Below are 12,246 nucleotides of genomic sequence, written 5' to 3' on the forward strand. Positions count from 1 at the left end.
ATGGTTAAGGTGTATGCCCCTGCCTCAATTGGCAATGTCAGCGTCGGTTTTGACGTGCTGGGCGCCGCGGTTTCTCCGGTTGACGGCACGCTGCTCGGCGACTGCGTGAGCGTAGAGGCAGCGACAGAGTTCAGTTTGAAAAGCGAAGGTCGCTTCGTCTCCAAGTTACCGGATCGCATGGAAGACAACATCGTCTTCCAGTGCTGGCAGCGTTTCTGTCAGGAAATCGGTAAAGAGATCCCAGTCGCCATGACGCTGGAAAAGAATATGCCCATTGGCTCCGGCCTGGGTTCTAGCGCCTGTTCGGTGGTCGCTGGCTTGATGGCGATGAACGAGTTCTGCGGCAAGCCGCTGGATGAAAACACCATGCTTTCCCTGATGGGCGAGCTGGAAGGGCGCATTTCCGGCAGCGTGCACTTCGACAACGTCGCGCCATGCTATCTCGGCGGCATCCAGCTGATGCTGGAAGAGCTGGGTGTGATCAGCCAAAACGTGCCGAGCTTTGATGATTGGCTGTGGGTGATGGCGTATCCGGGCATCAAAGTGTCGACCGCCGAAGCGCGCGCGATTCTACCGGCCCAGTACCGCCGTCAGGACTGCATCAGCCACGGTCGCTATCTTGCTGGCTTCATTCACGCCTGCCATACGCAACAACCGGCACTGGCTGCTAAATTAATGAAAGACGTAATTGCCGAGCCTTATCGCACGCGCCTGCTTCCAGGTTTTGCCGAGGCGCGCACCGCCGCTGAAGAAATTGGCGCTCTGGCTTGTGGTATTTCAGGCTCCGGCCCGACGCTGTTTGCCGTGTGCAACGACAGCGCAACCGCCAAACGTATGGCGGACTGGTTGCAGAATCACTATCTGCAAAATGATGAAGGCTTTGTTCATATTTGTCGTCTGGATACCGCAGGCGCGAGACTATTGGGATAAATGATGAAACTGTACAACCTGAAGGACCACAATGAGCAGGTCAGCTTTGCTCAGGCCGTTAAGCAAGGTTTAGGAAAGCAGCAGGGCCTGTTCTTTCCTCTCGAGTTGCCTGAGTTTGCGCTGAGTGACATCGACGGCCTGCTGGATCAAGACTTTGTTACCCGCAGCAGCCGCATTCTGTCCGCGTTCATTGGTGATGAAATTCCAGAAGACCAGCTCTACCAGCGCGTAAAAAGTGCTTTTGCTTTCCCTGCGCCGGTTGCCAAAGTGTCCGACGATATTGCCTGTCTGGAGCTGTTCCACGGCCCAACTCTGGCGTTCAAAGACTTCGGCGGCCGCTTTATGGCGCAGGTGCTGACACAGGTTTCTGGCGACCAGCCGGTGACCATTCTGACCGCCACCTCTGGTGACACCGGCGCGGCCGTCGCTCACGCCTTCCACGGCATGAAAAACGTGCGTGTCGTTATCCTCTACCCGAAAGGCAAAATCAGCCCGTTGCAGGAGAAGCTGTTCTGTACGCTGGGTGACAACATCCACACCGTGGCGATCGACGGCGACTTTGACCAGTGTCAGGCACTGGTGAAGCAGGCATTTGATGATGAAGAGCTGAAGCATGAGCTGAAACTGAACTCAGCAAACTCGATTAACATCAGTCGCTTGCTGGCGCAAATCTGCTACTACTTTGAAGCCGTGGCGCAACTGCCACAGGAAGCGCGCAACCAGCTGGTTATCTCCGTACCGAGCGGCAATTTTGGTGATCTGACGGCTGGTCTGCTGGCGAAATCACTGGGGCTGCCGGTCAAACGCTTTATCGCAGCAACCAACGCCAATGACACCGTGCCGCGCTTTCTCGCCAATGGCGAATGGGCGCCGAAAACTACGGTGGCGACATTATCCAACGCGATGGACGTCAGCCAGCCAAACAACTGGCCGCGCGTGGAAGAGCTGTACCGCCGCAAAATTTGGAAGCTGAAAGACCTGGGCTTCGGCGCGGTGAGCGATGACACCACTGAAGACGCGATGCGCGAGCTGGCGGACATTGGCTACATCTCTGAACCTCACGCCGCGATTGCCTACCGCGTGCTGCGCGACCAACTGCAACCGGGCGAATTCGGCCTGTTCATCGGCACCGCGCATCCGGCCAAGTTCAAGGAGAGTGTGGAGGCGATTCTGGGTCAGGACATTGATTTGCCGAAAGAGCTGGCGGAGCGCGCGGATCTTCCGCTGCTGTCGCACGACTTGCCGGCTGATTTCAGCGAAATGCGTCGTTTCCTGATGGCGCTGCCAAAGTAACGATCTGCTGACTTTTAGAGACTAAAAAGCCCTCTTGCGAGGGCTTTTTTTATGGTTTGAAGCACGGCTTACTGCTCTGGGCGGGTGAACACCAGCTCATTACCTTCTGAGCGGGCTGGGTCATACTCATAGCCTTCCAGATTGAAATCTCGCAGTTGACTGACCTTGCTCAGACGCTCTTTGATGATGAAACGACTCATCAGGCCACGGGCCTTTTTAGCGTAGAAGCTAATGACCTTGTAATTCCCCTTTTTCTGGTCGAGGAACACCGGCTTGATGATTTCACCGTCAAGCTTAGCCGGTTTCACGGCTTTGAAATACTCATCAGATGCCAGGTTAATCAAGACTTTATCGCCTTGTTCAGCCAATAATTTATTGAGCTTCTCCGTCAATAAATCGCCCCAGAAAGTATACAGATTCGACCCCTGCGGGTTCTCCAGGCGGATCCCCATCTCCAGACGATAAGGCATCATTAAGTCCAGCGGGCGCAGCAGGCCGTACAGACCAGAGAGCATGCGCAGATGGTCTTGGGCGAACTCGAAATCTTTCTCGCTGAAATCTTCCGCCTGCAAGCCGGTATACACATCACCTTTAAACGCCAAGATTGCCTGACGCGCGTTGTCCGGGCTGAAATCCGGCTGCCAATCGTTAAAGCGTTCGGCATTGAGCAGCGCCAGCTTGTCGCTGATGCCCATCAGGCTGGAGATCTGGGCTGGCGTCAGTTTGCGGGCAATGCTGATTAGCTGGCTCGACTTATCCAGTAATTCAGGTTGGGTAAAGCGTTTTGTGGCGAGCGGGCTTTCGTAGTCGAGCGTTTTAGCAGGAGAAATAATGGTCAGCATAGTCGCATCCGTTGGTCGGCTATCGGTTCATCGTGAGATCTTGGTTTCGTCTCTATTTTAGCAAAAATCTGCCCTGAGCCGGCCATAAAAATGGCGCAAAGGCCGGGCAGAACGGAAATTGCTGCAATAGGAAAAACTTAATGTTTCGCCTGAGGTGGGGTTTTCTGCCACACGTCGGGAGTGAGCTGTTCGCGGAATTCCGGGAAGTGGTCGGGGTTGAACACCGGCGTTCGCCCCATGCGGCGCTGGCGCTCGTAGTCCTTGATGACTTTCAGCGCAATGCCCGAAAGCAGCATCAGCGCGGTGAGGTTGATGATAGTCATGAGTGCCATGCTGATATCGGCCATTTTCCACACTGTTGGCAGTTTTGCCAGGCAGCCGAAAGCCACCATGCCCAGAACTAGCAGGCGGAAAACGTAGAGTTTGGCTTTCTCGCCACTGCGCAGGAATACCAAATTGTTCTCGGCATAAACATAGTTGGCGGAGATAGAGGAGAAGGCGAAAATAAACACAAAGGTCGCCACCAGATAATGGCCCAGCTCATTGCCGGTCGCGGTCGAGACGGCCTGCTGAATCAGCGCGATGCCCTTGAGCTGCTGGTCAGGGGCATCTAACAGGCCTGAACTGAGGATAATCAACGCCGTGGCGCTGCAAATCACGATGGTATCGATAAATACGCCGAGCATTTGCGAGAAGCCCACCGCCGCCGGATGAGCGGGCTCGGGGGCGGCAAGGGCAGCGGCGTTGGGGGAAGAGCCCATGCCCGCCTCGTTGGAGAACAGACCGCGCTGCACCCCTTGGGTCAGCGCCTGTGTAATAGCAAAACCGACCGCGCCCGCGGCGACTTCCTGCAATCCAAAGGCGCTTTTAACTATCAGAACAAAGACTTGCGGCAGGCGTTCAACATTGTGCCCAATCACCCAGGTAGCCATCAGCAGATAACCCACCGCCATGACAGGCACCATCCATTGCGACAGTTTAGAGAAGCGTTTTAGGCCGCCAAACAGGGTGACGGCGGTCAGTAACACCAGACCTGCGGCGACGTAATGAGGATTACTGTCAAAGGCGAGGGCGGCCACCTGAGCAATCGCATTGGCCTGTAGCGCATTGAAAATTAAACCAAAAGAGAGTACCAGCATGATGGAAAACAGCACGCCCATCCAGCGCATGCCGAGGCCTTTCTCCATGTAATCCGCCGGACCGCCGCGATAATGACCTTTTAAATCACGCCCTTTAAACAGCTGGGCCAAGGTGTTTTCGAACAGTGCGGTCACCATGCTAATGAAGGCAACGACCCACATCCAGAAGATGGCTCCCGGCCCGCCTGCGGCAATAGCCAAGGCCACGCCCGCCACGTTGCCTGTACCAATACGGGCAGCAAGGCTGATACACAGGGCCTGAAAGGTTGAAATACCGCGCGGGTTGGCGCCGTTTTTATGCAGATGTGAGGAGAAAATATGGCCAAACAGGCGGAACTGAATAAAACGCGTGCGCAGGCTAAAGTAAATGCCCGTCCCCAGCAGCAGGTAAATAAGGATTGAGCCCCAAAGAATGTTGTCGAAAAAATTCAGCATTTCGCTCATTGGGCGCCTTTGTTAATCAAGGTATTGATAGTTGACCCCTGCATGGGTGGTTGTATTTTAGCCATTTTGTATAGAGTGCTGGTTAACATAGCCTTTTTGCCCCCATGGGGACACTGTCATTTTGACTGAAAAATTAAGATTCTGCAGACGATAAACCCATTTTCGTTATGCCTATCGCACCGCCATATCTGCCTTGCGCGTGGCTTTTTGCATGTTATCATCAGGCAAAGGCAAGGCATGAAAATGCCTCAACGAAAATGTACAAACGATGAGATATGCCAAATGACCGATAAACTGACTTCCCTACGCCAACTCACTAAAGTTGTTGCAGACACCGGGGATATTGCGGCAATGAAACTGTACCAGCCGCAAGATGCTACGACCAACCCGTCTCTGATCCTCAACGCTGCACAAATTCCTGAATACCGTAAATTGATCGACGAAGCCATTGCATGGGCTAAAGATCAAAGCAGCGATCGTGACCAGCAGGTTACTGACGCGGCTGACAAACTGGCGGTAAATATCGGTCTGGAGATCCTGAAACTGGTCCCGGGCCGCATTTCTACCGAAGTCGACGCGCGTCTGTCCTATGACACTGAAGCGAGCGTGGCTAAAGCCCACCGTCTGATCAAACTTTATAACGATGCTGGCATCAGCAACGACCGTATCCTGATCAAACTGGCTTCAACCTGGCAGGGTATCCGTGCCGCAGAGCGTCTGGAAAAAGAAGGCATCAACTGTAACCTGACTCTGCTGTTCTCCTTCGCTCAGGCTCGTGCTTGTGCCGAAGCTGGCGTTTATCTGATTTCTCCGTTCGTTGGCCGTATCCTCGACTGGTACAAAGCTAACGGCGACAAAAAAGAGTTCGCGCCGCACGAAGATCCAGGCGTTGTCTCTGTGACCGAAATCTACGAATACTACAAACAGCACGGCTACGAGACTGTGGTTATGGGCGCAAGCTTCCGTAACATCGGCGAAATCATCGAGTTGGCTGGTTGTGACCGTCTGACTATCGCACCTGCTCTGTTGAAAGAACTGGCAGAAAGCGAAGGTCCGTTGGAGCGTAAACTGTCCTACACTGGCGAAACCAAAGCACGTCCAGAGCCATTGACTGAAGCTCAGTTCTACTGGGATCACAGCCAAGACCCAATGGCTATCGACAAACTGGCGGATGGTATCCGTAAGTTTGCTATCGACCAGGGTAAACTGGAAAAAATGATCGCTGACCTGCTGTAATCACGGCACTCGGTATCAGAAAGGCGACTCATTGAGTCGCCTTTTTTAATGTCTGAAGAAAAAAATCTCGCCCCGACTTACCGATATACTTATCCTTTATCCCACTAACGGCTGGGTTGCCGAACAAATGCTTGGGGAGAAGAAAAGCATGGATAACTTACGAATTGGTTTGGTGTCGGTTTCGGACCGCGCTTCAAACGGCATTTATCAGGATAAAGGCATTCCGGCATTAGAAGCCTGGCTGGAAAAGGCGCTGATCACGCCCTTCAAGGTGGAGAAGAGATTGATCCCCGACGAGCAGCCGCTGATTGAGCAAGCGATTAGCGAATTGGTGGATGAAAGTGGCTGCCATTTGGTGCTGACCACCGGCGGTACAGGCCCCGCACGTCGCGACGTCACGCCGGATGCCACGCTGGCCGTTGCCGACCGCGAAATGCCAGGCTTTGGCGAGCAGATGCGTCAAATCAGCCTGCACTTTGTGCCCACAGCTATCCTTTCTCGTCAGGTTGGGGTTATCCGCAAACAGGCGCTGATTTTGAACCTGCCGGGCCAGCCAAAATCGATTCAGGAAACGCTGGAAGGCCTGAAAGATGAGTCGGGTAAGGTGATTGTTTCCGGCATTTTTGCCAGCGTGCCTTACTGCATTCAACTGCTCGACGGCCCGTATATTGAAACGCACGAGGACGTGGTAGCAGCTTTTCGTCCCAAAAGTGCCCGCCGCGATACAAAAAACTAAAGTTAGACTTTTTCTGACATAAGATTCAGCCCATCTGGTGCGCAAAACGTTTGCCGTTATAGTAATCATTCCTTTACAGGTAGCGGCTCGTTTTTTACACCTTCCACTTTGTGCTATACGGTATCTTATGCAACAGGCTAATAATCGTCGGCTTAACCGGCAAGATTTCAAGACACTGTCCCTTGCTGCACTAGGCGGCGCCCTCGAGTTCTACGACTTCATCATTTTTGTTTTCTTTGCTGCGGTCATCGGCGATCTGTTCTTTCCGGCGGATATGCCTGATTGGGTTCGGCAGGTGCAAACCTTCGGCATCTTCGCCGCTGGCTATCTGGCGCGCCCGCTGGGTGGCGTCATCATGGCGCACTTTGGCGATCTGATTGGCCGTAAGCGAATGTTTAGCTTCAGTATTCTCTTGATGGCGCTACCGACGCTGGCGATGGGCCTGCTGCCAACCTATTCCTCCATTGGTATTGCCGCACCTCTGTTACTGCTGTTGATGCGCCTGTTGCAAGGCGCGGCGGTGGGCGGGGAAGTGCCGGGAGCCTGGGTGTTTGTGGCCGAACACGTGCCGCGCAGGCACATCGGTTTTGCCTGCGGTACGCTGACGGCGGGCCTGACCGTCGGCATCTTGCTCGGCTCGCTGGTGGCGACCGTGCTGCACAGCACGCTGTCAGCAGAGGCCGTGCGTGACTACGGCTGGCGCATTCCTTTCTTCATCGGCGGGATTTTCGGCCTGGTTGCCATGTATCTGCGCCGCTGGTTACAAGAGACGCCGATTTTCCTTGAGATGAAAGCCAAGAAAGCCTTGGCGGAAGTGCTGCCTCTGAAGTCAGTGGTGGTCAATCACAAAAAAGAAATTGTGATTTCAATGCTCTTGACCTGGCTGCTGTCGGCCTGTCTGGTGGTGGTTATTCTGATGACGCCAACCTATTTGCAAAAGCAGTTTGCTATCCCGGCGGCTCAGGCTTTGCAGGCTAACAGCATGGCGACCATTGCTCTGACCTTCGGCTGTATCGTGGCGGGCTGGATTATCGACCGCATCGGCGCCAGCAGGATGTTTATCTTCGGCAGCCTGTTCTTGGGCGTTTGTACTTGGGCCTTCTACCACGTGGTTGCCACTGACCCATCAAAACTGATGGTGATGTATGCGCTGGCGGGCTTTAGCGTCGGGCTGGTGGGGACGGTGCCTTATGTCATGGTTCGCGCCTTCCCGGCGGAGGTGCGTTTCACCGGCATCTCTTTCTCTTATAACGTCTCTTACGCCATTTTTGGCGGGCTGACGCCAATCTTCATCTCCTTTATTACGCACGTTACGCCGATGGCACCGGCCTATTATATTCTCGCCATGGCGGTGGTTGGGGTGCTGATTGGTTTCTACCTGACGCGTGATTTGAATAGCGATGAGAAGAGTGAGTTTACTCGGCAGGCGGCCTCAGGCCGTTAATCGAAGCAGGTAGCGTGAAAGCAAAAAGCCCCGACGAAGATGCCGGGGCTTTTATCTTTTGGAGCAAGCCCTATTAGGCTTTTTGCATCTCGCCAATCGGCAGCACGGTTCGGCCATACTGCTCGTTCAGCACTTCGGCCATCGCCAAATAAATGGCGCTCGCGCCGCAGAAGATCCCTTCGAATCCGGCGATATGCAGCACTTCCGCGTTACCGGTGATATTGCCCACGGCCAGCAAAGCGAACAGTACAGTCAGGCTGCCGAAAACCACCTGTAATCCGCGGTTTGCTTTCAAGGTGCCGAAAAACATGAAAAGGGTGAAGACGCCCCACAGACCAAGATAAACCCCTAAGAAGCTTTCGCTACTGGCATCTGCCACGCCCATGCGCGGCAGCATCAGAATGCCGACCAAGCTCAGCCAGAATGCGCCATAAGAGGTGAAGGCCGTGGTGCCAAAGGTATTGCCCTTTTTAAACTCCATGATGCCCGCAAATATCTGAATCAGGCCACCATAGAAAATCCCCATGCTGACGATGACGGCAGTCAGGGGGAAGAAACCGGCATTGTGTAAATTCAACAAGATAGTTGTCATGCCAAAACCCATCAGACCCAAGGGGCAGGGGTTGGCCATCATTTTGCTTTGCATAATTCCTCTGGACTATAAATGTCGCGAATAAATAACCGGGCTAGATTCACTTGTGAAAGGGGCAAAAAGGCCACATATCGTCACCAGCGCGCGGCATCATAAGGAGGTGTCAGCGAGCAAACATTGATCTGGCGTAACCGCAGTTGAAGATTTTTTTTCATTGAACCCCTTGATGCTGGCTCGCATGGCCCCATCTTATTCTCAACCGCAGTTGTTACCGCCAGTAAAAGGCAATATTGGGCAGTTGAAATTAAACAATTCGTCCACATATACAGTAACAACCTGACCGAATATGAATTTTTAGTGGAGACGTTTTAGATGGGTAAAATTATTGGGATCGACCTGGGTACCACCAACTCTTGTGTGGCTATTATGGATGGCACAACTGCACGTGTGCTGGAGAACGCAGAGGGTGATCGCACCACTCCTTCCATCATCGCTTATGCAGCAGATGGCGAAACTCTGGTGGGCTCACCAGCTAAGCGTCAGGCTGTCACTAACCCGCAAAACACCCTGTTTGCGATTAAGCGCCTGATTGGCCGTCGCTTCCAGGACGAAGAAGTACAGCGTGACAAAGGCATCATGCCTTACCAGATCGTTGGCGCAGATAACGGCGACGCATGGATCGACGTTAAAGGCCAAAAAATCGCACCTCCGCAGATTTCTGCAGAAGTGTTGAAGAAAATGAAGAAAACGGCTGAAGATTATCTGGGCGAACCAGTAACTGAAGCGGTTATCACTGTACCTGCTTACTTCAACGATGCTCAGCGTCAGGCAACCAAAGACGCCGGCCGTATCGCAGGTCTGGAAGTAAAACGTATCATCAACGAACCAACCGCTGCTGCTCTGGCATACGGTCTGGATCGTGAAGTCGGCAACCGCACCATCGCGGTATACGACTTGGGTGGTGGTACTTTCGATATTTCAATCATCGAAATCGATGAAGTTGATGGCGAGAAAACCTTCGAAGTTCTGGCAACCAACGGTGATACCCACCTGGGTGGTGAAGACTTCGATAGCCGTCTGATCAACTATCTGGTTGAAGAGTTCAAGAAAGAGCAAGGCATGGACCTGCGTAACGATCCGCTGGCTATGCAACGTCTGAAAGAAGCGGCTGAGAAAGCGAAAATCGAACTTTCTTCTGCACAACAGACGGACGTTAACCTGCCGTACATCACTGCTGATGCGACAGGTCCAAAACACATGAACATCAAAGTGACCCGTGCAAAACTAGAATCACTGGTTGAAGACTTGGTAGGTCGTTCTATCGAGCCACTGAAAGTTGCTCTGAAAGACGCTGGCCTGTCAGTTTCTGACATTCAAGACGTTATCTTGGTAGGCGGTCAGACCCGTATGCCAATGGTTCAGAAGAAAGTCGCAGACTTCTTCGGTAAAGAACCACGTAAAGACGTTAACCCGGACGAAGCGGTAGCTATCGGTGCTGCAGTTCAGGGCGGCGTGTTGTCTGGTGATGTTAAAGACGTTCTGTTGCTGGACGTGACTCCACTGTCTCTGGGTATCGAAACCATGGGCGGCGTGATGACTCCACTGATCACCAAGAACACCACCATCCCAACTAAGCACAGCCAGGTGTTCTCTACTGCGGAAGACAACCAGTCTGCAGTAACCATCCACGTGGTGCAGGGTGAGCGTAAACGTTCTAGCGATAACAAGTCTCTGGGTCAGTTCAACCTGGACGGCATCCAAGCTGCACCACGCGGTATGGCGCAGATCGAAGTCACCTTCGACCTGGATGCTGATGGTATCTTGCACGTTTCTGCTAAAGACAAAAATACCGGTCGCGAGCAGAAAATCACCATCAAGGCTTCTTCTGGTCTGAGCGAAGAAGAAATCCAGAAAATGGTGAACGATGCCGAAGCTAACGCCGAGTCTGACCGTAAGTTTGAAGAACTGGTCCAGACCCGTAACCAAGCGGATCACCTGATCCACGGTACGCGTAAGCAACTGGAAGAGTCTGGCGACAAGCTGCCAGCTGAAGATAAAACCGCAATTGAAGAAGCCCTGAAAGCACTGGAAGTTTCTGCTAAAGGCGAAGATAAAGCGGATATCGAAGCTAAGCTGCAGGCGCTGGTGCAGGTTTCTGGCAAGTTAGCAGAAATGGCACAGCCACAAGGCCAGGCCGAAGGCGGCGACGACAGCGCGAAGAAAGATGACGACGTTGTTGACGCTGAATTCGAAGAAGTTAAAGACAAGAAATAATCGCCCTTAAGCGGGCACAGTAAGAGTTCTTAATAAGACCTTTTATTGAAAACCAGCACGGGCGTCGAGGAAACTCTGCGCCCGTGCACGCATGTTGAGGGCAGGAAAAAGCATGGCGAAGCAAGATTATTACGAGCTGTTGGGCGTTTCCAAAACGGCCGACGAGCGCGAAATCAAAAAAGCCTATAAGCGGCTAGCGATGAAGCACCATCCTGATAGAAATCAGGGTGATAAAGAATCCGAAACCAAATTTAAAGAAATCAAAGAAGCTTACGAAATTCTGACTGACGCACAGAAACGTGCTGCTTACGACCAATATGGTCATGCTGCCTTCGAACAAGGCGGAATGGGCGGTGGCGGCGGCTACGGTGGCGGCGGTGCAGACTTTAGCGACATCTTTGGTGACGTCTTTGGCGACATCTTCGGTGGTGGACGCCGTCAGCGTGCCAGCCGAGGTTCAGATCTGCGTTACAACATGGATCTGACTTTGGAAGAGGCCGTTCGTGGTGTCACCAAAGAGATCCGCATTCCGACACTGGCCGAGTGTGACGTTTGCCACGGCAGCGGCGCGAAAGCCGGAAGCTCTCCGGTAACCTGTCCGACCTGTCACGGTGCCGGTCAAGTGCAGATGCGTCAGGGCTTCTTTACTGTGCAGCAGGCTTGTCCTACCTGCCAGGGCCGCGGCCAAATCATTAAAGATCCGTGCAACAAGTGTCACGGCCATGGTCGCGTAGAACGCTCGAAAACCCTGTCAGTGAAAATCCCTGCGGGTGTGGACACTGGCGACCGTATTCGTCTGGAAGGTGAAGGCGAAGCGGGCGAGCACGGTGCTCCGGCGGGCGACCTGTACGTTCAGGTTCAAGTCAAAGCGCACAAAATCTTTGAGCGCGAAGGCAATAACCTGTACTGCGAAGTGCCAATCAACTTCGCGATGGCGGCTCTGGGCGGCGAGATTGAAGTGCCAACCCTCGATGGCCGCGTGAAGCTGAAAGTGCCAGCAGAGACTCAGACTGGCAAGCTGTTCCGCATGCGCGGTCGCGGTGTGAAATCCGTTCGCGGTGGGGCTCAGGGCGACCTGCTGTGCCGCGTCGTCGTTGAGACTCCGGTTAGCCTCAACGATAAACAGAAGCAGTTGCTGCGCGATCTGGAAGAGAGCTTCGGTGGCGCATCGGGCGAGAAAAACAGCCCGCGTTCTAAAAGCTTCTTAGATGGCGTGAAAAAGTTCTTTGATGATCTGACGCGTTAATCCCTTCAGACTCAAGACGTTAGTTAATGCTTTCAATCCCCGTCAGCCTGTTCAGGCGGCGGGGATTTTT

General features: G+C 53.3%; 10 protein-coding genes. 7 read left to right on the forward strand and 3 right to left on the reverse strand.

The window, feature by feature from the left end; translation table 11 throughout:
* Positions 1-930 (forward strand): homoserine kinase, encoded by a 930-nt coding sequence (thrB, locus tag ACT3RR_RS13480; protein ID WP_496200503.1) that lies wholly within the window; start codon positions 1-3, stop codon positions 928-930.
* Between the two features lie 3 nt (positions 931-933).
* Positions 934-2,223 (forward strand): threonine synthase, encoded by a 1,290-nt coding sequence (gene thrC, locus ACT3RR_RS13485; RefSeq protein WP_353503894.1) that lies wholly within the window; start codon positions 934-936, stop codon positions 2,221-2,223.
* 68 nt (positions 2,224-2,291) lie between these two features.
* Here the strand turns inward: thrC and yaaA are convergent, their stop codons facing one another.
* A complete protein-coding gene (gene yaaA / locus ACT3RR_RS13490) occupies positions 2,292-3,065 on the reverse strand; it encodes a peroxide stress protein YaaA (RefSeq protein ID WP_353500945.1) in 774 nt (257 codons plus the stop codon).
* A 137-nt stretch (positions 3,066-3,202) separates the two neighbouring features.
* Positions 3,203-4,648, reverse strand: coding sequence for an alanine/glycine:cation symporter family protein (locus ACT3RR_RS13495; RefSeq protein ID WP_496200504.1), 1,446 nt, complete (start codon positions 4,646-4,648; stop codon positions 3,203-3,205).
* 282 nt (positions 4,649-4,930) lie between these two features.
* Between ACT3RR_RS13495 and tal the strand changes: the two genes are divergently transcribed.
* From tal to ACT3RR_RS13510, 3 genes are all read left to right on the forward strand, one after another.
* Positions 4,931-5,884: a transaldolase gene (tal, locus tag ACT3RR_RS13500; RefSeq protein WP_396131592.1), complete on the forward strand. Its 954-nt coding sequence runs from the start codon at positions 4,931-4,933 to the stop codon at positions 5,882-5,884.
* A 148-nt stretch (positions 5,885-6,032) separates the two neighbouring features.
* Positions 6,033-6,620, forward strand: coding sequence for a molybdopterin adenylyltransferase (mog, locus tag ACT3RR_RS13505; protein WP_353500948.1), 588 nt, complete (start codon positions 6,033-6,035; stop codon positions 6,618-6,620).
* 127 nt (positions 6,621-6,747) lie between these two features.
* A complete protein-coding gene (locus ACT3RR_RS13510) occupies positions 6,748-8,064 on the forward strand; it encodes an MFS transporter (RefSeq protein WP_485903073.1) in 1,317 nt (438 codons plus the stop codon).
* Between the two features lie 73 nt (positions 8,065-8,137).
* On the opposite strand, the gene satP is transcribed toward ACT3RR_RS13510, so the two are convergent.
* Positions 8,138-8,710 (reverse strand): acetate uptake transporter, encoded by a 573-nt coding sequence (satP, locus tag ACT3RR_RS13515; protein WP_496200505.1) that lies wholly within the window; start codon positions 8,708-8,710, stop codon positions 8,138-8,140.
* Positions 8,711-9,028: 318 nt separating this feature from the next.
* Here satP and dnaK point away from each other — a divergent pair, with 318 nt between their 5' ends.
* Both dnaK and dnaJ read left to right on the forward strand, forming a co-directional pair.
* Complete coding sequence (gene dnaK, locus ACT3RR_RS13520) at positions 9,029-10,930, forward strand: molecular chaperone DnaK (RefSeq protein ID WP_353500951.1); 1,902 nt, start codon at positions 9,029-9,031, stop codon at positions 10,928-10,930.
* A 112-nt stretch (positions 10,931-11,042) separates the two neighbouring features.
* A complete protein-coding gene (gene dnaJ, locus ACT3RR_RS13525) occupies positions 11,043-12,176 on the forward strand; it encodes a molecular chaperone DnaJ (protein ID WP_485903075.1) in 1,134 nt (377 codons plus the stop codon).
* The last annotated feature ends 70 nt before the right edge of the window (positions 12,177-12,246 follow it).

Origin of the sequence: Ewingella sp. AOP8-B2-18 (assembly GCF_052376015.1) — a bacterium.
Lineage (GTDB): Bacteria > Pseudomonadota > Gammaproteobacteria > Enterobacterales > Enterobacteriaceae > Ewingella > Ewingella allii.